At 60.6% G+C, this 23,257-nt stretch carries 18 protein-coding genes and 1 riboswitch; of the genes, 5 read left to right on the top strand and 13 right to left on the bottom strand.

Features of this window, described 5'->3' with window-relative positions; translation table 11 throughout:
- Positions 1-16: 16 nt before the first annotated feature.
- The 12 genes from AB1Z34_RS09195 to dacB all read right to left on the bottom strand — a co-directional run bounded on the left by AB1Z34_RS09195 (position 17) and on the right by dacB (position 12,863).
- Entirely contained in the window at positions 17-937 is a 921-nt protein-coding gene (locus AB1Z34_RS09195) for a prephenate dehydrogenase/arogenate dehydrogenase family protein (protein WP_049194053.1), read from the bottom strand.
- 64 nt (positions 938-1,001) lie between these two features.
- The gene (locus AB1Z34_RS09190; RefSeq protein ID WP_070858973.1) at positions 1,002-2,273 is read right to left on the bottom strand and encodes a DUF6779 domain-containing protein; all 1,272 of its coding nucleotides are present in this window, start codon (positions 2,271-2,273) and stop codon (positions 1,002-1,004) included.
- Positions 2,270-2,776 (bottom strand): DUF3180 domain-containing protein, encoded by a 507-nt coding sequence (locus AB1Z34_RS09185; RefSeq protein WP_049190665.1) that lies wholly within the window; start codon positions 2,774-2,776, stop codon positions 2,270-2,272. Before AB1Z34_RS09185 ends, AB1Z34_RS09190 begins: the two co-directional genes overlap by 4 nt.
- A 2-nt stretch (positions 2,777-2,778) precedes the next feature.
- Positions 2,779-3,291 (bottom strand): 2-amino-4-hydroxy-6-hydroxymethyldihydropteridine diphosphokinase, encoded by a 513-nt coding sequence (gene folK, locus AB1Z34_RS09180; RefSeq protein WP_016421485.1) that lies wholly within the window; start codon positions 3,289-3,291, stop codon positions 2,779-2,781.
- Positions 3,288-3,692 (bottom strand): dihydroneopterin aldolase, encoded by a 405-nt coding sequence (gene folB, locus AB1Z34_RS09175; protein ID WP_070858972.1) that lies wholly within the window; start codon positions 3,690-3,692, stop codon positions 3,288-3,290. The genes folK and folB overlap by 4 nt, the downstream gene beginning before the upstream one ends.
- Positions 3,693-3,697: 5 nt before the next feature.
- Entirely contained in the window at positions 3,698-4,639 is a 942-nt protein-coding gene (gene folP, locus AB1Z34_RS09170; protein WP_070653314.1) for a dihydropteroate synthase, read from the bottom strand.
- A gap of 86 nt (positions 4,640-4,725) precedes the next feature.
- Positions 4,726-5,301, bottom strand: a complete 576-nt coding sequence (gene folE / locus AB1Z34_RS09165; protein WP_016421488.1) for a GTP cyclohydrolase I FolE — start codon at positions 5,299-5,301, stop codon at positions 4,726-4,728.
- 9 nt (positions 5,302-5,310) lie between these two features.
- Positions 5,311-7,989: an ATP-dependent zinc metalloprotease FtsH gene (gene ftsH / locus AB1Z34_RS09160; RefSeq protein ID WP_367158240.1), complete on the bottom strand. Its 2,679-nt coding sequence runs from the start codon at positions 7,987-7,989 to the stop codon at positions 5,311-5,313.
- Positions 7,990-8,258: 269 nt separating this feature from the next.
- Positions 8,259-8,843 (bottom strand): hypoxanthine phosphoribosyltransferase, encoded by a 585-nt coding sequence (gene hpt / locus AB1Z34_RS09155; RefSeq protein ID WP_048760398.1) that lies wholly within the window; start codon positions 8,841-8,843, stop codon positions 8,259-8,261.
- Positions 8,844-8,965: 122 nt separating this feature from the next.
- Positions 8,966-10,039: a tRNA lysidine(34) synthetase TilS gene (gene tilS, locus AB1Z34_RS09150; protein ID WP_232250791.1), complete on the bottom strand. Its 1,074-nt coding sequence runs from the start codon at positions 10,037-10,039 to the stop codon at positions 8,966-8,968.
- Positions 10,040-10,049: 10 nt separating this feature from the next.
- Entirely contained in the window at positions 10,050-11,330 is a 1,281-nt protein-coding gene (locus AB1Z34_RS09145) for an amidase family protein (protein WP_224433522.1), read from the bottom strand.
- A gap of 48 nt (positions 11,331-11,378) precedes the next feature.
- On the bottom strand, positions 11,379-12,863 hold the full coding sequence (dacB, locus tag AB1Z34_RS09140) for a D-alanyl-D-alanine carboxypeptidase/D-alanyl-D-alanine-endopeptidase (RefSeq protein ID WP_224433523.1): 1,485 nt from the start codon (positions 12,861-12,863) through the stop codon (positions 11,379-11,381).
- Between the two features lie 124 nt (positions 12,864-12,987).
- On the opposite strand from dacB, the gene AB1Z34_RS09135 reads away from it, so the two are divergent.
- From AB1Z34_RS09135 to AB1Z34_RS09120, 4 genes are all read left to right on the top strand, one after another.
- A complete protein-coding gene (locus tag AB1Z34_RS09135; RefSeq protein WP_005510088.1) occupies positions 12,988-13,461 on the top strand; it encodes an inorganic diphosphatase in 474 nt (157 codons plus the stop codon).
- A 153-nt stretch (positions 13,462-13,614) separates the two neighbouring features.
- Entirely contained in the window at positions 13,615-13,911 is a 297-nt protein-coding gene (locus tag AB1Z34_RS09130; protein ID WP_016421494.1) for a rhodanese-like domain-containing protein, read from the top strand.
- 157 nt (positions 13,912-14,068) lie between these two features.
- Positions 14,069-14,890: a MarR family winged helix-turn-helix transcriptional regulator gene (locus AB1Z34_RS09125; protein WP_224433524.1), complete on the top strand. Its 822-nt coding sequence runs from the start codon at positions 14,069-14,071 to the stop codon at positions 14,888-14,890.
- Positions 14,887-18,933 (top strand): Pls/PosA family non-ribosomal peptide synthetase, encoded by a 4,047-nt coding sequence (locus AB1Z34_RS09120; RefSeq protein WP_367158238.1) that lies wholly within the window; start codon positions 14,887-14,889, stop codon positions 18,931-18,933. The genes AB1Z34_RS09125 and AB1Z34_RS09120 overlap by 4 nt, the downstream gene beginning before the upstream one ends.
- Before the next feature lie 259 nt (positions 18,934-19,192).
- Here the strand turns inward: AB1Z34_RS09120 and metE are convergent, their stop codons facing one another.
- Positions 19,193-21,502 (bottom strand): 5-methyltetrahydropteroyltriglutamate--homocysteine S-methyltransferase, encoded by a 2,310-nt coding sequence (gene metE, locus AB1Z34_RS09115; protein WP_147719462.1) that lies wholly within the window; start codon positions 21,500-21,502, stop codon positions 19,193-19,195.
- Between the two features lie 38 nt (positions 21,503-21,540).
- A riboswitch (cobalamin riboswitch) is annotated at positions 21,541-21,724 on the bottom strand.
- A gap of 209 nt (positions 21,725-21,933) precedes the next feature.
- On the opposite strand from metE, the gene AB1Z34_RS09110 reads away from it, so the two are divergent.
- The gene (locus tag AB1Z34_RS09110; protein WP_070601059.1) at positions 21,934-23,055 is read left to right on the top strand and encodes a Dyp-type peroxidase; all 1,122 of its coding nucleotides are present in this window, start codon (positions 21,934-21,936) and stop codon (positions 23,053-23,055) included.
- Positions 23,056-23,257: the final 202 nt, after the last annotated feature.

The following is a 23,257-nucleotide window of genomic DNA, read 5'->3' as shown; positions in this document are numbered from 1 at the left end:
AGCCAGTCCGCTCAGCTCATCGGCGTAGGTACCGCAAAACCTCGTTGGCGCCGCGCAGCTCGGCGATGCGCTCGGCAAGGGCCAGGTAGGCGGTTCCCATTTCCGGTGCCACCGCTTCAATTTCACGTTCGTGCTTGACGACGGTCCCAAGGTCGTCCCGCGTCACCGGGCCAGTCAGCCCCCGGGAACCCCACCTCAAGGCATTGTCCAATGAAGCTTCCAGCAGTGGGCGGAGCAGCTCGGCGGCCTGGCCTCGACGCAGCTCAGCTAGGTCGGTGTCTTCGGCTGCGGTGTCTCCGCCGATAGTGGTTGCCAGCATTTCTACTGCATCGACCACAACTGCGCCCAGACCGTTTGAGCCATGGGCCATAGCCGCGTGATAGAGACCGCGGTGACGTTCGTTGATGAACACCGGACGACCGCCGAGTTCACCAATGAGCAGTTCACTGACTGTTTTCGCGAGCTCATCCCCAACCGTGATGCCCCATGGGCAGCCGGTCAGGAGCTCGGAGTCGTCGTCAAGCCCTGCGAATGTCATTGCGGGATGGGCGGCGATGGTCAGCGCGCCGGTGAGTGCGACCGGATCGAGCACGGCACGCCCGAGGGAACCAGAAGTATGCATGACGATGCGTCCGGGGCCGACATGGCGGGCGACGTCCTCGGCGACCTCTGCGATGGCGCGATCCGGCACGGCGATGACGATGAGCTCGCAGGTGGAAGCTGTGTCGGCAATGCTACTAACCTGTGCGTTCGGGAGACGTAGATGCGCTCGTGTGACAGATTCTGGTGAGCGCGCGACCACGTGAGTGACACGATGCCCACAGCGCTCTAACGCCTGGCCGAGCGCGACCCCGACTTTTCCGGCAGAAATAATCCCCACCGCCAACCGCGGAGCGGTTGTCCGATGGGGATGGGAATCATGCTGGCTTTGCGTCATGACTGACTAGGTTAGACCAAACCAGCTATGTGCGGTGAGTAGGCCGCGCACACTCGGTAAGCGACTAGGCCTCTTCGTCCGCGCGCTGCTCCCTCTTCTTGCGCATCTGCGCCATCAGCTCGGCAACCGTCAGGCTGCCCTTATTGTCCTCAGCACGGCGCCGACCATGGCTTGCAGGCTCCTGCTCAGGAGCCTGAGCCGGTTTCTGAGCTGGCTCTTCTGCGAGGTCCTCATCGCGAATGGCCTGCAGCTGGCGAGTCGGAGAGTCCGAGGCGTCGTCCGATTCCGGCGCAGCGAATGGGTGCCGTGCACCGTGTGCCTCGTGAGCACCGCCCTGAGAATCATCCTCTGCAGCGTCCTCGGCCGGGGTTTCCTGCCAGTTGATGGCGCGGAAAGAGTTAGTGGAGAACTTCTCCTTGGAAACGGTTTCGTCATCCTTGGAATCGGCGACTTCGTGGACGTCAACCGGCTGACCAGACGGCGAGAATGTACGGCGCATGTCGGTGGCCTCGGCATCTTCAACCGGCGAAGCGGAGGATGCAGAGCCCGTGCCGCCGTGCTGGGTATGAGCGCCGACAGTGCCGTTAGCGGTCATCTCAGCACGGTGGGAAGTCGCGCGTGGTGTCGGCCGGTCGTGACCGGTCGGATCCTTCATCGGCGAGGCTTGCTGTGGCGAGTCGAGCTCACGCAGACGCTCGGCCTGGGCGCGAAGAGCAACCTGCTCGTCGTCGAAATCCTCCCCCATGAACTCAGCAAGCTGGGCGCGCAGTGCAAAGACCTCAGCGCGCAGCGCCGCAATGTTGTCATCGTTGTTGCCCTCAAGCGAGTCCAGGTAGTTCTGCTCGAGAATCAGTTCCTGCTCACGGTGAGTAGCCAGCTCGCGGTCAAGCTCCACCTTGTGCAGCTCCTCGATTGTCTCCAACCGCTTGCGCTCCAGCGCAATGGTCTTGCGGTATCGAGTCACCAGCACAGCCCCGATAACTGCCGACCACAACGCCAGCAGCACGGCAACCTTCATCCACCCGGCAGAGGTGGCAAAGAGCATGACGATACTGGCAATCACCGCGAGCACCAGCAGCACAACCATGAGAATGACGGCGGTTTTCTCCGTCATACCATCGGTAGAACTGAATTTCGTCACATCATTGCTCTGCTCATCTGCATATGCCGCATCAGCCCCGGAGTTAGCCCCAGCGGAGTAGCTTTCGAAGGCTGAAGAAGGCGACGGAGACGGAGACTCGGCCATATCCGACGAAGTAGCTGCCGCGTCGCCCTGAAAATATGCGGCATCACCCGAGCGCTTCGGGTCATTACCGGCGTTGGAGAGGTCAGTCATAACTCCCACCCTACCGAGTTAGTTCCCATTTCCCCGCTAGGAGGCGAAGAATTTTCGCCATCAGTTGGCAATTGGCAAACTTTTTCCAGCCACAGCCCCGCCGCAGCGAGCAAAATGCCGGATACTGTGCCGACAATCATGATCGGTCCGTCGGCCTGTGCAGCCGCAAGCTCCGTCCACTTCGGCAAAGCCCACAGCACGCCACCGGCGTACAAACCTCCGAGAATCGCCCCCAACCATGCGGATGCCGTACCGACCACCAGCCATCGCGACAACGTTAACGGCTGCACCTGGCTGCGATCCTGCCCGACCTTCCCCTCTTTCAGCACCGACTTAATCCACCGCGCTGCCGCCACACAGACAGCTGTGAGCAACCAGGGAAACCCCAGGTCCCACCAACTTCGTGGCCCGAGCGCACCGAAAAACTGTGCCACGATCATCCATGACGCCAGCGCGAGAACCAGCGCAGATGCAGCCAACGTAATCGGTGAGGTCGGTTTCATCTCTAGGCCTCTTCTCCATCCGCGCTGTCTGCTAGACGCACTGCGTTTACGTCTTCAGGTGCCAGCTTATCGACGAGTGCTGCGACCCGAACTCCCCCCAATTCGGCATCCGGGTCGGCATCGAGCCACGGCACCAGTACAAAGGCACGCTCGGTTGCCCACGGATGCGGCAGGGTCAGAGTCGAATCGTCAGAGATGATCTCCTCGCCGGTGTCCTTGTCAGTGACCTGCACAATGTCCACGTCGAGCGCCCGTGGTCCCCAGTGAATTTCGCGCACTCGACCAGCGTCATTTTCCAGTTTCCAACCAGCTTCCAGCAGCTCCATTGGTGTCCGGGACGTATCGACAATGAGCACGGCATTGAGGAAGTCACCCTGCTCTACCCCACCCCAAGGTGGGGTGGCATAAATTTTTGAGGCTGCGACCAATTCATCGGCGAAGAAGGCCTGCACACCAGTTAGGTTTTCTCGCGCGCGGTCCATGTTCGCGCCGATAGAAAGAACGGCGCGAATCATGCTAACCGGTTCTTCCGCGAACGGCGGGCTGTTACCGCAGCGTCATCAAAGTCGAGCGGAATGGGCGCATGCGGTTTGTGAATGGTTACTTCCACCGCATGTAACAGTGGGGACAATCCGCGTTCGGCGCGACCATCGTCGTCGGCAAGCACTGCTTCGGCAATCTCGGTCGCGACGGTTTCGATGAGGTTGCGCGGAGTGCCGGTCAAAATTCCGTGCGCTGTGGCTGCGATGTCGGCGTAGTTGACGGTGTCGTCCAGCTCGTCGCTGGCAGCGGCACCGGAGAAATCCAACCACAGGGTGACATCACAGATGAAGTCCTGGCCATCGCGGCGCTCGAAGTCGAGACAGCCGTGGTAGCCGCGGGCTTTCAGACCTTTGAGTTCAATTCGATCAGCCACTGTTTCTACTCGTCTCCTTCCAGAGCCGCTTCGGCTGGCGATTCAGCAGGAGACTCATCGTGCTGTGCAGCGCGGTTAGAGCCACCTTCCGGATAGTCGCCGGCCGCGGTGTAACCGGTCAGTGAGCGGCCAAGGTTCCATGCCTGCGCCACCCGCACTGCGTCGAGGTTGTCGGCCACATTGTGAACTCGAACCGCCCATGCGCCCGCCGCTGCGGACAGCGCGGAAATTGCGGTAGTCGCAGCATCAGCCTGCTTTGGTGCGCGTGCCTCACTGCCGACGGCGGCGGCGAAACGCTTGCGGGAAGCACCGACCAACACGGGGAAACCGAGGTCAATAAGCTCCGGCAGGCCGTGGAGGAGCGCCCAATTGTCATCGGCGTTCTTGGCAAAGCCCAGGCCTGGGTCGAGGACAATATTTTCCTCGGCGATGCCGGCGCCCATGGCACCGTCGACAAGCTGAAGCAGGTGCTCACGGACATCGGCGACAATGCCGTCCGGGTGAGTTTCGGCGCGTCCAGAAGCGGAGCCGAAGCGATCGGTCTTCCAGTGCATCAGGCAGATGGGCACATCGGCATCGGCGCAGACTGCGTACATGTTGGGGTCTGCGAGACCGCCGGAGACATCGTTGATGAACACCGCGCCCCTGGCGATTGCTGCCTCTGCGACACTTGCGCGCATAGTATCGACGCTGATCAGGTGCCCGTCTGCCGCGAGCTCACGGACCACCGGCACGACCCGGGCAATTTCCTCATCCTCGGAAACGCGGTGTGCGCCGGGACGAGTGGACTCGCCACCGATGTCGAGAATATGTGCGCCTTCAGCGAGCAGCTCGTGCGCATGGGCAATCGCCGCGTCGAAGGTCTTGTACAGGCCGCCATCGGAAAAGCTGTCCTCGGTGACGTTGACAATGCCCATCACTTTGCAGAGCTGATTCTCGATACCCATCTCCGCCGGCTGTCCTGCCTGCGCTTGCAAGGGGGATTCAGTCACCTTGTTGTCCAGCCTTTCCAATCGACCATTTAACTGTTGCGTTAGCTCTTGCGGATGAGCGCCATTGCCTCTGCGCGCGAACGGGCATCCGTCTTGAAGCCACCGCGGACGGCTGAGGTCACCGTGCGCGCACCCGGTTTGCGGATACCGCGCATGGCCATGCAGAGATGCTCCGCTTCAATGACGACGATCGCCGAGGCCGGATCCAGCCGCTCCACCAAGGCATCCGCAACCTGACTGGTCAGACGTTCCTGCACCTGCGGGCGCTTCGCATAGCCATCGACCAGACGAGCGAGCTTGGACAAGCCCGTCACACGACCGTCCTTGCCCGGGATGTAACCAATGTGGGCAACGCCGAAGAACGGCACCAAATGGTGCTCACAGGTGGAGTAAATCGGGATGTCCTTCACCAAAACGAGTTCTTGATGATCCTCGTTGAAGGTCTTTGCCAGCACCTCAGACGGATCTTCAAACAGGCCCGCGAAAACCTCACGGTAGGCTCGCGCCACTCGCGCCGGTGTCTCCTTCAGGCCTTCCCTGTCGGGATCCTCACCGACGGCAATCAACAGTTCACGAACCGCAGCCTCGGCCCGCCCCTGATCGAATTCGCGCTCCATGATGTGTACTTATCGCTCCTCGTTGGTGTCCGGCTTGTCCTGCCAGGCGCTGTTGTCTTCGTTTCGCTTGACGACGCCGTCCTTATCCGAATCGTGCATCTGTGCCCCCTTGTCATCGGAATTGTCGGCGTTCTTCGGGTTTTCCGGACGTTCTGTGTGTTCCGGCTGCTCGTTATCCGGCAGGCGGAATCCGCGCAGCTCCTGCTGTTGTCCTGCCGACGGCATCACCGTAGTCGGGGTGGCATCGCTGCCAGAGTTGTCCTGGCGGTGACGTCCGCCCTGCCTGTCCCACGGCATCTTCGGAGGGGCAGGGATATTCGCGGGGCCGTTGCCACCGCTGCTACCAGTACCGGTTGCCTTCGAGCCGAAGTCCGGCGCACCTGCCGGGTAGTTAGCAGTGCCCGGGTGCTGGCCACGAGCGTTGCCCTGGCCTTCCTGCGAACCCGGCTGGTTCTGCCCATCAGGGCGAGGAGTCGGCGCAGGCGCCGGTGCCGGTGCGGGAGCCGAACTGTGCGTGCTGCCGGTATCCTTCGGCGGCCAACCTGGAGCGGTCCAACCAGCCGGCGGTGGGGTGCCACCGTAAACCGGAACATTCGGTCGGTCCTGCTGGGCGCCCGGCAAACCCGGGACACTAGCATTACCGGCACCAGCGGAGCCTGCCGGCCCCTGACCATTGCCGTTGTTGCCCGCGTCCTGGTTCTCCGGTTCGCGGCGGCGCACCGGCGCGAAGATGTTGACACGCTTCGGCGGTTCCTCGCCGCGCTCGATTGCCAACTCCACCGGTGTCTTCACCGGCTCGCGGCCATCGGCCGGGTGCTTAGTGTCGCTATCGAAGAAGTTCAGGCGCTCACGGGGAACGACATCGGTGAAGATAACTTCCAGATCCGGACGACGCAGAGTCTCCTTCTCCAGCAGTTTCTCAGCCAGAACATCGAGAGTGTCGCGGTTTTCCTTCAAGATGGCGTAGGCCTCGTCATGAGCCTTATTGATCAGCAAACGAACCTGCTGATCAATGGTTGCTGCCACCTCCGGAGAGTAGTCCAAAGAGCCGCTGCCACCGCGGCCGACGAACGGGTCGCCCTGCTCCTCCCCGTACTTCACCGGGCCGAGCTCCGGCGACATGCCGTACTCGGTCACCATGGCGCGAGCAATCTTGGTGGCCTGCTCAATATCGGCAGAAGCACCGGTAGTCGGCAGTCCGAAAACCAGCTCCTCGGCAGCGCGACCACCCATGGCGAAGACCAGACGGGCAAAGAGCTCTGGCAGGTTATACATGCCCTTGTCGTCCTCGGGGACGGTCAGCGCATGTCCACCAGTGCGACCGCGAGCCAAGATGGTGACCTTGTAAACACGCTCAATGTCCTTCAGCGCCCACGCAGCCAGGGTGTGGCCACCCTCGTGGTAGGCGGTGACCTTCTTCTCCTGCTCGGAAATCACCTTGGAGGTACGGCGCGGACCGCCGATAACTCGGTCGACTGCCTCTTCCAGCGCATCCGCAGTAATGATGTTGCCGTTGACGCGAGCGGTCAGCAGCGCAGCTTCATTCAGCACGTTCTGCAGATCAGCACCGCTCATACCGGCGGTGCGCTTCGCCAGCGACGTCAGATCCGCATCCGGTCCAAGCGGCTTGTTCCGGGCGTGGACCTTCAGAATTGCCTCGCGGCCCTTCAGGTCTGGTGCGCCAACCGGAATCTGTCGGTCAAAACGGCCGGGACGCAGCAGCGCCGGGTCGAGAATATCCGGACGGTTGGTCGCAGCCATGATGATTACGCCCTGACGATCACCAAAACCATCCATCTCCACCAGCAGCTGGTTCAGGGTTTGCTCACGCTCATCATGGCCGCCGCCCATACCGGCACCACGCTGGCGACCGACGGCGTCAATCTCGTCGATGAAGATAATGCACGGGCTGTTTTCCTTGGCCTGATTAAACAGGTCACGGACACGAGAGGCACCGACACCGACGAACATTTCAACGAAGTCCGAACCCGAGATGGTGTAGAAAGGCACTCCTGCCTCACCAGCGACGGCGCGGGCCAGCAAGGTCTTACCGGTACCGGGAGGACCGTAGAGCAGAACACCACGCGGAATCTTCGCGCCGAGCTCCTCGTAGCGAGCTGGGTGCTGCAGGAAATCCCTAATCTCGTCGAGCTCCTGGACGGCCTCATCGGCACCAGCAACATCCTCGAACGTATTGGTCGGGGTCTCCTTGTTCAGCAGCTTGGCGCGGTTGCCACCAAAGCCGAACATGCCGTTCTTGCCGCCTTGCATGCGGCTGAAGAAGTACATGATGACGAAGAAGAAGATCACCATCGGCAGCAGGAAGCCCAAGGTGGACATCAGGAAGGAATCCTGCGTGACCTTGGTATCGAACTTCTCCATGCCCTCGGCGGCGGTGACCTTGTCAAAGACTTGGTCGGTCGCACGCGCTGGGTACTTGGTCATCACCTTCGTGACGTCCTCAGTACCCTCGACCTCCACGCCCTTCTTCAGGGTGAGGCGAATTCGCTGTTCGCGATCGTCAATCTGAGCTTCCGTGACATTGCTCTTATCCAATTGGGTCAGGGCAACGGACGTATCCACCTCGCGGTATTCCCGGGAATCATCCGCCAGCTGAGTAATAGCAAAGAGGATAATCAGGATGATGCCGGCAACGGTGGCAAACCGGAACACCTTTTTCTTGTCCATACAGTGGGTTCGCTTTTCGCTCTCTACATCTATTAGTTGCTTTTATTAATTGTACGCATCAACGAGTTCTTCTCGAAGACACATCAATGACACAACGTGGGGCCAGGGCTCATGGCACCTGACCCCACAGTAGGCATAACGCATCGCAACCGAAAAAAGTTTCCAACTCCTACTGTTCATAGCTAGAACACAGCTAGAACAGTGGGAGGGTGCGCGCGCAATGCCCGTCGTAAAGCATCGGCACCGTGCAGGAAACGCCGAAGACTGGCCTAGTTCTGGTAAACGCGCGGGTGAAGCGTGCCGACGTACGGCAAATCGCGGTAGCGCTCGGCGTAATCCAGGCCGTAACCGATGACAAACTCGTTCGGAATGTCGAATCCAACATCCGCAACATCCAGATTGGTGCGCACGGCCTCTGGCTTACGCAGCAGCGTAATGACCTCCAGCGAGCGCGGATTACGGTTGCGCAGGTTCTTCATCAACCAGGACAGGGTCAGACCGGAATCAATGATGTCCTCAACGATCACGACATCGCGTCCCTCAATATCGCGATCCAGATCCTTCAAAATACGCACCACGCCTGACGACGAGCTGGAGTTTCCGTAACTGGAAACCGCCATAAACTCCATCTGGCTGGGAATGCTGAGCTGACGGGCGAAGTCAGTCAGGAAGAACACCGCGCCCTTGAGCACTGCGACCAGAATCAGATCGCTGTCGGCATCCTTGTACTTCTCATTCACACGATGCGCCATCTCGGCAATGCGAGCATGCAGCTCCTCTTCGCCAATGAGAACTGCCTCTACCTCATCGCCGTAGGGGTTTGCGGGGACGTTGAAATCCTTCACATCATGCATCGCATTTCCTTTCCGCACTTCTATGGCGGCGTGTCGATGGAGCGTAACTGCCCCAGTGCAAGTTCAGGGTTAAGGCAACCGATAGTTCTCAGCCGCCGAAAGTTGGATTGCGGCACCTTTTCTTAAGACACCGCGGGACGATTCATTACCAATTGTAGAGTGCCATCTTTTCGCTCAACGACCAACCTGGCATTTCTGTCAGCACCATCGCGCCCGCGGGTCACCGGCACTTCCCCCTGGCCGTGATAGCGGTGCACGAGCGCCATAACCATGTCGATCTGTTTACTGCTGGGCTCGGCACCCGCTTGCCTCAACCAACGAGCGAGGACGCGCACCGCGATGGCGTCGTCAAGCTCAGCGACCCCTCGCACAGACAGGCTCCCGCTTGCCGACGCCACTTCCTCCCCCAGCAGCGCATCCAGAGCCGACTCAGCGTGAGCGTCCAAAAAGTCATTGTCGACTGCTGCAATCCCCGCGGTCTTAGCAAGGTTTTCCGCAACTCCCGGACCCAGCTCCTGCTCCAGCAGCGGCAAAATCGTCTTTCGAACCCGGACGCGGGCGTAATGGTCGTCCTGGTTGTGTGGGTCATGCCAGACTTTTAGGCCCAGCTCTTCACAGCAGCGCTGAGTGTCGGTGCGTCGCACACCGAGCAGCGGACGCAGAATCCGAGTCCCGTCCGACCACGTGAGATTGTCTCGGATAGCGGACAGCGCCTGCGGGCCGCCCCCTCTGGCCAGTCGCAGCAAAACTGTTTCCGCCTGGTCGTCCAACGTGTGGGCGAGCATCAGTGCCGCACCTCGAGATTGGGCGATCTGCCGTAGGACTCGGTGTCGAGCCAAACGCGCCTCGTATTCGGGACCGCGGTCGGAATCGTTATTGATATCGACCGCGATAACCTCGGCCGTAGCCCCCATCCCCCGAGCTATGTGGGCGGCGCGCTCAGCGACTTCTGCAGAGCCCTGCTGAAGCTGATGATCAACGACGACGGCGTGAACGTTGCGGCCGGCCAGTGCCCCCTTGGACCCGAAAGCTTCCGCACAGGCCCCGGCGGTCAGGGCGAGCGAATCCGCACCGCCGGAAAGCCCAATGACGATACCGCCGCCCAACTCCTGCCCCACCTGCGGCACTATCGCGCGGACAGCTTGCCGAATGATGAGGAAATGAGGGCTGCGGTCCGGCCAAAAAGGCCTAGCCAACGTGGAAGGTCTAGCCAACGCGCCCACCACTTGCGATGGTCTCCATCGCCGTGAGCAGAATTCGCTCCTGAGTCGGGCGGGCAATCAGCTGCACCGGCAATCCAGAAGTCGGCTCCACAACGATGCCGGCCGGGAAACCCAGGTAATTCCACGTCGAAACGTAAGGAGTGAAGCGCAGATTGGACAACAGGTTCACAATCCAGGGCATGCGATGCCATGCGCGGATCCGCGGTGGATTCTTGGCCAAAGCTGGGGTAATCAAAATGGTGTCACCCGGCAGCTCACGCTCGATGCGGGCGCCATCGCGTGCCACTTGGCGGCCATTGATTGTGAAACGCAGCAAGCGACCAATGCCGGCGTGGACTCGGTTGCGCCACTCCAGGTGATCAGGGCGCGGCTCGTCGCGCAGCTGATCCGCCACCCCCGCAGTCCAGCGCGCGAGCATCGGCAGTGGGTTCAGCGGGTACGGCATGTTCTTTTCCGTCACCGCAAAGCCCTTGTCCGCGAATACTCTCGCCGCCTGTTGCGCCGCATCGACGTACTCCGGTGCAGCCTTTAACCCGAATACGGGCGCAGTGGTGTCCACGCTGACGGCGAAGTTTTCAGGCAGGGTCTTCGCCGGATCCTCCGCATCCACCATGCCATTTGTGAGGATCTTGGTAATCAGGCGCAAGTCCTCGTTGTTGACTGTGAGCACCCCTTGGACAGACATTCCGTACCAGTCATTGCCGCCCACGCGCCCCGGCATTGTTCCCGGGGTCACCTTCAGGGTCGAAAGCCCGCAGCACGCTGCAGGGATACGCAGTGACCCCATGCCGTCGTTGCCCTGCGCAAACGGAACCATCCCAGCGGCGACAGCCGCTGCGGATCCGCCGGAGGACCCACCCGGAGTGTGCCCCGGCAGAATCGGATTGTCGACGGCCAGCCCCGGCAGCGTCGTCGTCCCCCACGTACAGAACTGCGGATTCACCGTAGTTCCCACTGCGATTGCACCGGCGCTAGTCAACTGCTGGACAAACGGGTTCTCTAGAGCGGTGTTTTCCTTCAGCGCGAATGGCACACCTGCGAGCGGCAACTCCGAGAGGTTCTCGCTGTGCTCGAGTTCCCGCGCAGCCTGCAGAGCCCTATCCACCCACACTTCACGGAAGGCATGAATCCCTCCATCCAGTCTGGCGATAGCGTCGAGACTGCGCTGCACGCTGTCCACCGGGCTTAGCTTTCCCTCGCGAACCAGTGCGGCAATCTCGTGAACGGTTGGCAAGTTCCTAATCGCGGAAGTGTGAGAGGCCATTGCGGATTCATCTCCTCAAATTATTTTCAGTGGTAAATGAATCTCAGTTTAGATATCTGCCAGTGCGCTCGCTGCTTTATCCGCCGCAGCTCTTGCTGGCAACAGGCTCGCTTCATTGGAAATAAATGCGAACGTCAGCACCTGCCCCGACTTCGTCACCACATACCCCGCCAGCGCCGAGGCTTTATTCAGCGTGCCTGTCTTCGCACGGACGATGCCCGCCCCGGACTGACCAGCAAAGCGCGTCGCCAGAGTGCCGGACACTGCCGCCACCGGCAGGCTGTCCAACAGTGGGCGCAACCGCAACGCAGTGCTTTCCGACGACTCCTGCGACTCCGCCAGTCCTCCCTGCTCAGCCGATTCCACCGGCCCCGCGGCGGAATTGAGCACCTCGGAGAGATGCTGCGGAGAAATACGGTTATCCGTGCTCAGGCCGCTGGAGTCCGACAGCACCGCACCATCGAGAGGAAAACCGTGCTCCGCGAGAGTGTCACGCACGGCACGTGCGGCCCCCTCAAAGGTCGGCGGCAGACCGCGAGAGATAGCCACCTCACGGGCAATGGACTCTGCGAGCACGTTGTCGCTGTAAATCATCATCTCGTGCACACGGGTAACTAGCGGAGCCGACTGCACGAGCGCAACAATGTCTGGGTCCAGAGGTAGTGACTGACCATCCTTGGCTGCATCCCTCAGGCTGCCTCCGTTTTCCGCACCAAGCGCCTTGGCCAGCGCATCAGCTGCATCCGCAGCGGGCGTGGCGCTGCGCTGCGATTCTTCATTCGTCGGATCGATACGACCGGCATCCATCATCACCGACTCCACCGGTGCGATGTAGCCGTCCTCCAACCCCTCGCGCTCCCAGGTCTCGTGGAAACTCTCGGTGAATAGAGAGTTGTCGAGATAAACCTTGCCGACCCCCTCCGGAATGACCACGGAAATCTTTTTCGCCAACTCAGCGATTGAAGCCGAGTCCTGGAAGAACCCTTCCCCGTCCTTGCTTAAGGTAGGGTCGCCCCCGCCGTGCAAAACGATGTCATTAGTCCCCGTAACCCGGGAGACGCGGGTGGAAACCCGATGATCTTCACCTAAGTCCAACAGTGCGGCAGACGCGGTGAGAATCTTCATGCTGGACGCCGGCAAGGCCACCGCGGTGTCATTGATCCCCCACAGTTTCTGGCCGGTCGAAGCATCGCTGACAATTCCATGCAGCTCACCGAAGGCTGGATCAGCCGCAGCAGCGTCCATGATGGCGCTGACTTTTTGGGCCAGAGTGCCGTCGTCAAGCGAAGACTGCGCAGCCGTCACGGGAACAGAAGCTTGACTGACGGCGGGCGGCGCATCGACCACAATCTGACGATTGTTATTGACGACAACCGCTACGCCGCTGCCCGCTGCGATAACGAGAACACCGGCGATGGCACCGCCGATTTTCAGTCCACGCGACTTCTTGGACTTGCCGGATTTTACGGAACTGGGCGATTTTTGCGTGCCCTTAGCGGCGGTTTTGGAGCTGTCAGAGTCGGTACTACCCACGGTCACAAACACCTTCTTCCTGGAAACAAAACCTCACTTAAGGTGCACCAATAAACGATTTTGAGCGGGTTTCGCATAAGATAGCCGTCAGAGAAGTGTACACCGATTATAAGGAGTCATCGCCGTGAGCGTTGAGGTCACTATTGAGATCCCGAAGGGTCAGCGCAACAAGTACGAAGTCGACCACGAGACCGGCAAGGTCTACCTCGACCGCTACCTGTTCACCCCAATGGCCTACCCGGCCGACTACGGCTTCATCGATGAAACCCTCGGCGAGGATGGCGATCCGTTGGACGCTCTCGTGATTCTGCCGGAGCCGGTTTTCCCGGGCGTTATTGTCAAGGCTCGTCCGCTCGGCGTTTTCAAGATGACCGACGAGGCCGGCGGCGACGACAAGCTGCTGTGCGTCCTGGATGATGTCCGCTTCGACCACTACCAGGACATCGACGATGTTTCCCAGTTCACCAAGGACGAGATTGAGCACTTCTTCGTCCACTACAAGGACCTGGAGCCGGGCAAGGAAGTTTCCGGTTCGGGCTGGGGCGACAAGGCTGAGGCTGAGCGCATCCTGGCTGAGGCTATCGAGCGCCACAAGTAAGAGCCACAAGTAAAAATTGCGCTAGCCAATCTCCCTTTCTGGGGCTCGCACCTTTGACGCAGTTCCCGTGATTCAGCGCTACGGCCGTCGGAGTTTTCCTCCGGCGGCCTTTGTGCTTCCGGCGATAAGGCCAGATTGCGTATAGTGCGCACTATGGAAACCGTAAACGTATCCGAAGTACCCGAAGACGCACAGATCATTGACGTCCGCTCACAGATGGAGTGGGATGACGGCCACGCCACCGGCGCCGTTCACATCCCCATGGAAGAGATTCCGTCCCGCTACGGCGAGCTGGATTTGGATTCCGACATTTACCTGATGTGCCGCTCCGGTGGACGTGCCGCTCAGGTTTCTTCCTGGTTGGAGAAGAACGGTATCGACACCATCGTCATCACCGGCGGCATGATCGACTGGGAGCACTTCGGCCGCCCAATGGAGAAGGCCAACTAAATCAACTACAACTGCCCTGCCTACCTGCAGGGCAGTTTTTCTTTTATCTACCCACCCCAAAGCACCGACCTTCTAACAATCCGCAGGCAAACAGGGACATTATTAGTTGGCCATGTCCCATTATTGATGGTTCCCCAGATTGTCTAGTATGGGAAGTATGTCTGATTCATCCGTACTTTCCTCGGCGGACTCAGCCGACACCAGCGGTGGTGTGGCACCCGACGTAGACGCGAAGGTGCCTGCTGTCGACGCACAGAGCAGCACCAAGGCGAAGAAGGCTCGCAAGGGAGCGAAAGCGAAAAACAAGGCCAGCGCTAAGTCCAAGTGCAAGCCCGGCTCCGCAAGCGAACTCGCCGTCACACCGGCCGCCCTGCGCAAATCCGCGTCCTGGTGCCTGGCACAGCTCGATGCGGCTGTCCGCGCCAGTGTCAACGCGGCTCTGGGCCGCACTCAGATTGAGTCGATTTCCATCCGCGGGTATTGGGTTCTGGAGGCTATCGCCGATGGCGGCGACATGGCTCAAACCGAGCTGAGCGCGCTGCTCGGCATGGACCGCTCTGACATGGTTCGCCTGATTGACTCTCTGGAGTCGGCAAATCTAGTCGAACGCACCCGAGACTCCAAGGATCGACGCCGCCAGCTCATCGCGCTGACAGAAACGGGCAACACCACCCGCGCATCTCTGCGACGCTCACTCCGCAGAGCCGAACGCGCCGCCGTCGCCGAATGCGCACCCGAGGTACGCGCGCTGCTTGCATCGCTTGCCGACGACTCCGCTGCAAGCCCCGAAACCGATGCCGGCGCGAAGAACCCCGAGACCACTACCCCAGAGGTCACGGCCACTGAGACAGACACCAAGAACATGGCGGAGAATAAGACGCAGGCGACGTCGTCAAGCGATGCCCAGCGTCCTAAACGGAAGAAGTCGAAGAAGAAGAAAAAGCGCAAGAAGAAGAATAAGAAGGGGGCTCTCAAGTGACAACCACTGAAGCGAAGTTCCTACGTGCTACGGAACAGCCGCTTGAGCGCACACTCATTGACATTGTCCGGGCGACCGCGCGAAGGTTCCCTGAGGCTGAGGCCATCGATGACGGCGAGGTTGTCGTCACGTATGCGGAATTAATCAACGAGATTGATTCCACAGCTACGTGGCTCTACGAACAGGGCATCCGTCGCGGCGACCGCATTGGTGTGCGGATGCCGTCGGGAAGCCGCGAGCTCTACCTGGCAATTTTGTCCATCATGGCTGCCGGTGCCGCCTACGTTCCGGTGGATGCGGACGACCCCGACGAGCGTGCCGAAATGGTCTTCGGCGAGGCCGGTATCGCCGGTTACTTCGATGCTGAAGGCCTACATTTGGCTGGCTCTACGGCGCGTAATCGCCCCCGCCCGCTGGACTCCGACGCCGACTCCGACGAGGAAGAGACGGAACCGACGCCGCCGAGCGCACGCGAGATCATCTCGCAGGAGCCCACTCCTGACGATGACTGCTGGATTATTTTCACCTCTGGCTCCACCGGCAAGCCCAAGGGCGTGGCGGTCACCCACCGCAGCGCCGCCGCTTTTGTCGATGCGGAGGCCCGCTGGTTCTTGGCCAACCACCCGGAAGGGCCGCTCGGCCCGGACGACCGCGTTCTCGCCGGCCTGTCCGTCGCCTTCGACGCGTCCTGTGAGGAAATGTGGCTGGCCTGGCGAAATGGTGCCTGCCTGGTGCCGGCCCCGCGTTCGCTGGTGCGCTCCGGTGTGGGCCTGGGTCCATGGCTGATTTCCCGCCACATCACCGCTGTTTCCACGGTGCCGACACTGGCCGGCCTGTGGCCCGCCGAGGCACTCGACAGCGTGCGCCTGCTCATCGTCGGCGGCGAGGCCTGCCCGCAAGAGCTGGTCGAGCGACTGTCCACCCCAGAACGCGAAATGTGGAACACCTACGGCCCCACCGAGGCCACCGTCGTGGCCTCCGGCATCGAGCTGAAGCCTGGCAAGCCCGTGACCATTGGTTTTCCTCTGGACGGCTGGGACCTCACCGTCATCGACGAGGAGGGCAACCCCGTCCCACCGGGCACCAAGGGCGAGCTGGTCATTGGCGGTGTGGGACTCGCACGATACCTGGATCCGGAGAAGGACGCCGAGAAGTACGCGCCGCTGCCAGCCCTGGGCTGGGAGCGCGCGTACCGCACCGGCGACCACGTCATCATGGATGAGGACGGACTGTACTTCACCGGCCGCGTCGACGATCAGGTGAAAATCGGCGGGCGCCGTATTGAGCTCGGCGAGGTCGAGGCGCACCTGGCTGCCCTCCCCGGCGCTACTCAGGCGACTGTCGTGGTGCAGAAGACCGGTGCTGGCGACTCCATCCTGGTCGGCTACGTCGGCGCCGGTGGCGACGCCGCAGCCATGGACTACGACAAGTGCATGGACACTCTCCGCGATGCCATGCCAGCCGCGATGGTGCCACGCCTGCACATCATGGATGAGCTGCCGGTTCGCACCTCCGGCAAGGTCGACAAGGCGGCGTTGCCGTGGCCACTGCCTGCACGTGCGGGTGAGGGCGACGTCGACAAGCTGAGCCCTGTAGAGAAATGGCTGTCCGATATCTGGGCGGACGTGCTGTCCGTACCTGCGCCCGGCGCAGCCTCGGACTTCTTCGCCCTGGGCGGCACGTCGCTGGCGGCGGCGAGCGTCATCGCGCGCATTCGTCAGCGCGCCCCACAGGTCGCCGTGCGCGATCTCTACGACCACCCACGCCTGGGAAACCTCGCCGAGGAATTGGTCGCTCGCGGTTTCATCAGCGACGACATGCTTGCCGACGCGCCAGACCCCACCGCCCACCTGGAAAAGGTGCCCGAGCCGACGCCTGTCTCCCGCAAGACCCGTTGGGCGCAGGTCGGCCTCATGGTGCCTCTGCAGTGGGCACGTGGCATGCGCTGGGTAACGTGGCTTGCGATTATCAACTGGGTTATCGGCGGGCCGCTGGCACTACCAGGCTGGTTGGTGGCTGTACTGGCCGTGTTGTTCCTGACCCCGCTGGGGGTTATGCCCATCAACGCGGCGACGACACGCCTGCTCACGCGCAACATCGCCCCGGGTGATTACCCGCGTGGCGGCTCGGTGCATCTGCGCCTATGGGCGGCTGAACGCCTGGCAGAGAGCTCCGGCGCCCACTCAGTGGCGGGTGCTCCGTTCGTGCTGTGGTACGCCCGCATGCTGGGCGCCCGCATTGGTAAGGGCGTGAATCTGCACGCGCTGCCGCCGGTAACGGGTTTGGTCAAACTGGATGATTACTGCTCGATTGAGCCGGAGGTAGACCTGTCCGGATACTGGGTCGATGGTGATGTCGTCCACGTCGGCGAGGTCACTATTGGCAAGCACGCCCGCATCGGTGCCCGTTCAACGCTGCTGCCCGGCGCGCGTATCGGCAATGACGCTCACATCGAGGCGGGTTCCACCGTCACCGGTGAAAAGAAGGTCAAGGCTGGCGCGCGCTGGTCGGGTTCCCCGGCTCGCAAGGTCGGCCGGTCCAAGCACCGCTTCCCGGAGGAAGTCCCGCCGGCGCGTCGCCACTGGGTGGCTATCTACGGTCTTACTGCTGTGTTACTGACGCTGGTGCCGCTGTCCGCTGCGGTCGCGATGGCTGCTGTCATCGGTTGGGGCACGGGACTTATCGACGGCACCACCGAGCTAACCACCTCGAATCTCTGGCCAACGCTGGGCAGCGCCGTGCTGTGGGCTATTCCCGCCACCTTCGTCGGTGTTGCGGTGTATGCCCTGCTGACGCTGATTCTCGTGCGCCTGTTCAGCATCGGCCTGAAGCCGGGAGTGTTCCCGGTGCGTTCGCGCGTGGGTTGGCAGTCCTGGGCGACAATTCGCCTGATGGATGCTGCTCGTCATGACCTGTTCTTCATCTACGCCTCCATGCTGACTCCACTGTGGCTGCGTGCACTGGGCGCCCAGATTGGTCACGACAGCGAGGTCTCCACCGCGATTGGTATTCCGAAGTTCTTGCACGTCAAGGACGAGTCCTTCTTGGCTGACGACACCATGGTCGGCAGCTACGAACTCGGCGGCGGTTGGCTGCTGGTGGGCGACTCCCGCATCGGCAAGCGCGCCTTCCTGGGCAACTCCGGCATCACGCTTCCGGAACGCAAGCTGGCGAAGAACTCACTGGTGGCCGTGCTGTCCTCTACTCCGAAGAAGACCAAGTCCGGCTCCAACTGGTGGGGTTCGCCACCAGAGCGCATGCGGCGTGTGGGGACCGTCTCCAGTGATGAGTCGGCGCAGACCTACCGTCCGACTACAGGGTTGAAGGTCGCCCGCAGCATTGTGGAGACGCTGCGCGTCCTGGCACCGATGGTCTCTCTCATGCTGGCAACAATCACGCTGTTTAGCCTGCAGGGAATTGGTATGTTCACCGCGGAGCTGGTCACTGCAGGTAGCGTTGGCGCTGCCCTGCTCGGCCTGGTGGTCGCGTGGCTGCTCTCCCCTGCCGTGCTACTGATTGTTGGTGTGCTGGGGCTGCTCATCACGGTCGTGGCCAAGTGGGTGTGCGTCGGCAAGCACAAGCCGGGTGATCACCCGCTGTGGAGCAAGTTCGTCTGGCTCAATGAGCTGCAGGATACGTTCGTCGAAATGGTCGCCGCGCCGTGGTACCTGAACCCGGCGATGGCCACCGGCGGCATCGCACGCGCAATGCGACTGCTCGGCGCGAACGTTGGCCACGGGGTGTGGCTGGAGACGTACTGGCTGCCCGAGACCGACCTGGTCACCATCGCGCGGGGCGCCTCTGTCGGCCGCGGCTGTGTCGTCCAGACGCACCTATTCACCGACCGCGTGATGACGCTCGACACCGTCCACATCGGACACGGCTCCGTCCTAGGACCGCACTCAGTCGCACTGCCGGCATCTGTGCTTGACGACGGCTGCCGCGTCGAACCCGGTTCTCTCGTCATGCGCGGTGACCACGTTCCTGCGCACACCTCCTGGCGAGGTAACCCAATTGAGCCGGTGGTGGCAAAGAAGAAGTAGCCCGGATTGAGTGGGGGGGGCTTAGGTAGGGGCCTTGTAGGAGCCTGGTAGGCACAACGGGCTGCAAATGTGAAACTGTGCAAGCTTATAGCACTTTCAAGCCATTTTTCGGACAATTTTTGCTATAAACGCAGTCAGTAACTCACATTGGGGCTAAGTAGGGCTAAGTAGCAAAAGGTGCCCACCCGGCGACACGCCGAGCGGACACACTTTTTGCTACTTAACCCACTATTTATTTTGTGGCTATGCAGTTCGCGACTTACTCTGCTAGCTGCAACCGAGCCTGCTGAGCTGCGGCCACCAATACTTTCAGTGAAGCCGTAACCTCGTCCCAACCTCGGGTCTTCAGACCGCAGTCCGGATTGATCCACAGCAAGCTGGGGTCAACACTTTCGAGCGCATCTTCCACGAGCTGGCTGACTTCTCCGTCCGTCGGCACGCGAGGCGAGTGGATGTCCCAGACACCTGGACCAATCCCCCGAACGTATCCCTCATCCTTCAGCGCTGCGAGCACCTGCATACCGTTGCGAGCTGCTTCGATGGACGTGACATCGGCGTTGAGATCATCGACGGTGTCGATAAGCTCATTGAAGTCCGAGTAGCACATATGCGTGTGAATCTGAATGTCGTCAGCCACACCAGAGGTAGCCAGACGGAAGGAACCTACGGCCCACTTCAGGTAGGCGGGCTGGTCCGCTTCATTCAGGGGCAGCAACTCGCGAATGGCTGGCTCATCGACCTGCACGATTTGCGCTCCAGCGGCCACGAGATCTGCAATCTCATCGCGCAAAACCAGCGCAACGTTATCCGCAGTGTCACCGATGGGCTGGTCATCACGGACAAACGACCATGCCAACATGGTCACCGGCCCGGTGAGCATTCCCTTGACGGGAAGGTCAGTCATGTTTGCCGCTGCCTTGTACCACTGCACCGTCATTGGCTCTGGCCTGGTGATATCACCGTAGAGAATCGGCGGCCGCACGCAGCGGGAACCATAGCTTTGGACCCAGCCATTGGCGGTCGCGAGGTAGCCGTCCAGCTGCTCCGAGAAGTACTGCACCATGTCATTGCGCTCAGGTTCGCCGTGAACCAGCACATCGAGTCCCAATTCTTCCTGCTGCTCAATGGAGCATCGAATTTCAGCGAGCATTGCTGATTCGTAGTCGACTGGGGTGAGCTCTCCCGCGCGCAACTGCGCACGTGCACGACGAATGCTATTGGTCTGCGGGAAGGAACCGATTGTGGTGGTCGGCAGCGGAGGCAGGTTAAGGGCCTCAGCCTGAGCCGCCTGGCGAGCCGCAAACGGGGAACGGTTACGGTCGCTATCCTCGATTGCCGCCAAAGCTTCACGAACTTCAGGCTTAACAATCCGCTTCGACTCTGCCCTCGATGCCAGTGCTGCCCGGGACTCCCTCAACACCTTCAAATCCGCGGCATCGAGTTGGCGGTCATTCAACTTGGCATCAAGCGCCCTCGCCAAAAGGGTCACCTCGGCAATTTTCTCATCGCCGAAGGCCAGCCACTGCAGCACCTCGGCATCTTCTTCGCTCGGGTTTTCCGAGGTCAGGGAGTACGGGACATGTAGCAGCGAACAGCTAGTCGACACCGCGATGGGGCCTCGGGCTGCCAGCTTCTCCAGCGTCGCCAGAGCTGCATCCAAGTCGGTGCGCCACACATTACGCCCATCAACAATGCCCGCAACCAGCAGTTCCTTGCCGGTCCAATGCGGCAACTCAAAGCTACCTGCTACCAGGTCGCAACCAATGGCCTGCACGCCTGTGCCAGAAAGGGTTTCCAGCGCCTGATCACCATCACCAAAGTAGGTCTGCACCCACAACTTGGTATTCGCAGACTCCGCCACGCCGGCCAACTTCTCGTAGGCCTGGCGAGTCCTAGCAAGAGTCACTTCATCGAGGTCAGTGACCAATACTGGCTCATCGAGCTGAATCCACTCAAAGCCCTTATCCCCCAGTTGAGCGATGATTTCCGCGTACGCATCGGTCAACTTTTCCAAAAGGCCAAGTGGGTTCGAATCATCGTCGGTACGCGACAGGCTCAAGTAGGTCACAGGACCAATCAAATGAGGGCGCAGCATGGTGGTGGCGCCATTGTTTAAGCTGCAGGAATCATCCAACCAGTCAGTGAGGTCAGAGGTAAATTCAGTATCGGCTGACAGCTCCGGAACAATGTAGTGGTAATTGGTGTCGAACCACTTGGTCATTGCGGATGCCGGTTGCGTCTTCGTACCGCGAGCGGCGGCGAAGTAGTGGTTGATCCATTCCGGTAGGTTGGAACCGTCCGTTTTCGGGACATTCTGGAAGCGGGCTGGAAGCACTCCGAGCAGCGCCGATGTATCCAGCATAGAGTCGTAGAACGAGCGCCCAATTGTCGGAACCGAGTCGATTCCTGCCTTCAGCGCTGCGCCAATGTAGCTATTGACAGTGTTGCGCGCCGTCGCGGCCAGCAGGCCGCCGGTCGCCGGGTCGCGCCAGTAGTTTTCCAGAGCTCTTTTGAGCTCACGATTACGCCCTATCCGCGGAATGCCCGCGAGGGTTGCGTGAATTGCCATGATCTCGTGATTTCCTCGTCAGTCGTGATCAGCATCGGGTATGAAATTGCACAACCGGCAGGCATTCGGACTTGTCATCACTGAAAAGATTGGTTATCAACGCGTCGGATAAACCAAAGCTCTGGCAGTGATGCTTACCGTTGCGGGACAGTTCCGGACTTGCACCGGGATTCCCCTGCATAACTCGAAGGCCTTATGCGCGCTAGGCTCAAAACACACCTTGCGCGGAAAACGTGCGATATGCAGCACTTTCCTTAATGAACACCTTCGAGGCGGCTGTGGATGTGAAGTATATCGCAATATACAAATATCTCATTCACTTAGCCCCCTCCCCGAGCCTTTGCTTTGATGCTCTCCTGCTGGGGCCAAAGTGATTAAGCTCGTAGTCATAAAAGCTATTTATCCCACCTCTTTTCAAGGAGTGACCTCGAGTGACACAGGCTTCCGAAATTACTCTGAGGGGCGCCAAGATTCCGTTCGATGGCCCGGTCCAGTCAGGCGTTGAACAGCCCGGTCAGGCACATCTTCGCCTTGTCGCATTCGATTTGAAGGACAGCGTCGACGCAGTAGATTTGAGGGAACTGTTCTCCTCGCTTACCGACGTTGCCCGCCACCTCACCCAAGGCCAGGACATCGAGGGGTATCTGGAACCGGAAATGGTCGCAGCCACTGCAAACCTGACTATCACAGCCGGTTTCGGTGAGCGCATCTTCGACGTCCTCGGCAAACCAGAGCGCAAGCCGGCTGGTCTGCACGATATCCCGTCATTCCAACATGACATGCTCCGCCCTGAGTGGGGTCAGTCTGACTTCGCCCTGCAGTTGTGCGGTGATGACCTCGTCACCATTACGGCCGCGTCCCGTCTACTGGAAAAGAAAGCGGCTCCGTGGGCTCGCGTGAAGTGGTTCCAGAAAGGCTTCTCCTACGCCTGGGGTTCGCAACCACACGGCGCTACTCCCCGCAATCCGCTGGGTCAGCTTGACGGCACCGTCAACCCGTCCACTCCAGATGAATGGTCCGAACAGGTGTGGATCGACTCCAAGGACAAGGCGATTAACAACTCCTGCGTGATGGTTGTTCGCCGTATTGCGCTCGACTTGAACAATTGGGAGGAGCTCAGCACCGACGAACGCTCCATCGTTATCGGTCGTGACTTCCACACCGGCGCTCCTCTTTCCGGCGGTAACGACGAGTTCGATGAAGAGGACATGGACGCCGTCGATGACCAGGGCGAGTACCTCATCCACCGCCAGTCTCACTTGGCACTGTCCCGTGAGCAGGATGGCCAGCCTGACGACGCCCTGCGTCGCCGCGCCTATGCATACGAAGACCAGCCCGGTGAGCCAGCTTTCCCATTCGAAGGACCGAACGTTGGCCTGGTCTGGGTTGCATTCCAGAAGAACCCGGACAACCAGTTCAGCGCAATCCAGGCCCGTTTGGATCGCGGCGATTTGCTCAATGAGTGGAACCGCCATATCGGCTCCGCTGTGTATTGGATTGCCCCTGGCACCACCCCAGATTCCTACTGGGGTCAGGAGTTGATTGAGGGGTAAAGGCTGCAAGCTGGCGGCGAAAAACTGACTTGGCGGGCTAAGGCCTGACGGACTAAAAGCTGACGGGCTGCAAATGTGAAACTGACCTAGTTTATGACACTTTCGGGCCGGTAGGGTCAGGCGGTCATTGCATCATGGATAACACCAGAGATTACCTCCCGGGGAGTTAACCCGTCGAGCACTACCCGTGGCCGGTTATTCA

It is taken from the genome of Corynebacterium sp. 045007, from assembly GCF_040743205.1.
In the GTDB taxonomy this organism is placed as follows: domain Bacteria; phylum Actinomycetota; class Actinomycetes; order Mycobacteriales; family Mycobacteriaceae; genus Corynebacterium; species Corynebacterium jeikeium_D.
This window is presented reverse-complemented; position numbering and strand designations above follow the sequence as displayed.

Coding starts and splice junctions, on each gene's coding strand:
- AB1Z34_RS09190 (WP_070858973.1), bottom strand. CDS start 2,273: ATGACTGACCTCTCCAACGCCGGTAATGACCCGAAGCGCTCGGGTGAT.
- AB1Z34_RS09145 (WP_224433522.1), bottom strand. CDS start 11,330: ATGGCCTCTCACACTTCCGCGATTAGGAACTTGCCAACCGTTCACGAG.
- AB1Z34_RS09185 (WP_049190665.1), bottom strand. CDS start 2,776: ATGAAACCGACCTCACCGATTACGTTGGCTGCATCTGCGCTGGTTCTC.
- hpt (WP_048760398.1), bottom strand. CDS start 8,843: ATGCATGATGTGAAGGATTTCAACGTCCCCGCAAACCCCTACGGCGAT.
- AB1Z34_RS09130 (WP_016421494.1), top strand. CDS start 13,615: ATGGAAACCGTAAACGTATCCGAAGTACCCGAAGACGCACAGATCATT.
- folK (WP_016421485.1), bottom strand. CDS start 3,291: ATGATTCGCGCCGTTCTTTCTATCGGCGCGAACATGGACCGCGCGCGA.
- metE (WP_147719462.1), bottom strand. CDS start 21,502: ATGGCAATTCACGCAACCCTCGCGGGCATTCCGCGGATAGGGCGTAAT.
- ftsH (WP_367158240.1), bottom strand. CDS start 7,989: ATGGACAAGAAAAAGGTGTTCCGGTTTGCCACCGTTGCCGGCATCATC.
- folP (WP_070653314.1), bottom strand. CDS start 4,639: ATGGGTATCGAGAATCAGCTCTGCAAAGTGATGGGCATTGTCAACGTC.
- folE (WP_016421488.1), bottom strand. CDS start 5,301: ATGGAGCGCGAATTCGATCAGGGGCGGGCCGAGGCTGCGGTTCGTGAA.
- AB1Z34_RS09195 (WP_049194053.1), bottom strand. CDS start 937: ATGACGCAAAGCCAGCATGATTCCCATCCCCATCGGACAACCGCTCCG.
- AB1Z34_RS09125 (WP_224433524.1), top strand. CDS start 14,069: ATGTCTGATTCATCCGTACTTTCCTCGGCGGACTCAGCCGACACCAGC.